Origin of the sequence: Candidatus Magnetaquicoccus inordinatus, assembly GCF_004217665.1 — a bacterium.
Taxonomy (GTDB): Bacteria; Pseudomonadota; Magnetococcia; order Magnetococcales; family Magnetaquicoccaceae; genus Magnetaquicoccus; species Magnetaquicoccus inordinatus.
This window is the reverse complement of record NZ_RXIU01000492.1, coordinates 1-1174: the sequence shown is the minus strand read 5'-3', so window position 1 is coordinate 1174 and position 1174 is coordinate 1. Positions and strand designations below refer to the sequence as shown.

Annotated in this window: 1 protein-coding gene; it reads right to left on the bottom strand. The window is 47.2% G+C overall.

Annotated elements, in window-relative coordinates; translation table 11 throughout:
• Positions 1-1174 (bottom strand): hypothetical protein (locus EJP87_RS18215; protein ID WP_193771500.1); only part of this gene is annotated, 1174 nt, incomplete at both ends.

Genomic DNA, 1174 nt, shown 5'->3' with positions numbered 1-1174 from the left:
AAGGCCGCAATAGATATAGATCGGGTAGTACCACCTTTTTCCACGCCATGCACCAGCAGATCCGCGATTTCGATTTTTTCCCCATCGCTCAACGCCGGGCGGTGTTCGTAATATTTTACGACCTCATTAATCGCGAAATCAAAATACCCATTGTCTTCGGCCTCTCTGATCGCCTCTGCCAGCAGGCTCTGGGCTTTCCTCACTACAGGCGTATGTTGCGAATTCAGGAAACTTGCGATGGTAGCCAGCATCTCAATATTGAAATCGGACAACGTTCTTCCCATCAGACTGGCCTGAAGCTGCGGATCCTGCTTGATCAGATTGACAGTCGATTTCCGTGTCTCGTTCATCATTGTTAACAGGAGTTCAACTGAATCAGCGCGGTTGTGACCTAACTTAGTTACATCACTGCCAACCACGGGGTGCATGCTTTGTAATATTTTCGCCAACCCTTCAAGAAAACTGACCGCCGCCTGTTTATCCGTTGGATTGCGAGATGCCAACTGTACGATCTCGGTCATTGTCAAAAGAAATTTGTTGTCTACCATCCGATCTCGCTGGTGCGCGGAAAAAAGCATCTGTCTAACTACACCCAGTATCGCCGGATAGTTTCCACTGTTACGGATATATGTATTGAGACCGGAAATCAATTTATCTCGCCGGCAATCATCCGTGACATTGGCAACAACGTCCTCCTGAAATAGCGTTTCATCACGCGGGGAATATGGCAATTGTCCGAAAGCAGTCAAAGCTACCACATGCGATGGGTAGCGCGGCTCATAAAAAGTTCCACCATTGGATATATTATATATATGAAAAGATTCATCGTGCACCGGCTTGGGCCACCCTGGCAAATACCAAGAATAGGAGGAGGTAGCTTGAAGCGGCTCGACAACGCCATCACTTCTCGTGCCTGCGTAAAATTGAACAGGAAAGAGAAGAGATTTTGCTTCGTCGTTGCTTTCCATTTGCTGTTTAAGCGCAGTCAGATCTTCGTGCAACTTGTTTAGCACAGGTGATTTTGGATCAAGGTCAGCTACGTCCTTTCCATCAACTCCAAAAAAATCAGCCACCTTGCCAAGAAACCCGATATACCATCTCAACCCAACGATTGGCGTTGCAAATGCCATAACGCTGACGGTCTTAGGATAGCTCGAGAGATCCCTCTTTTTGA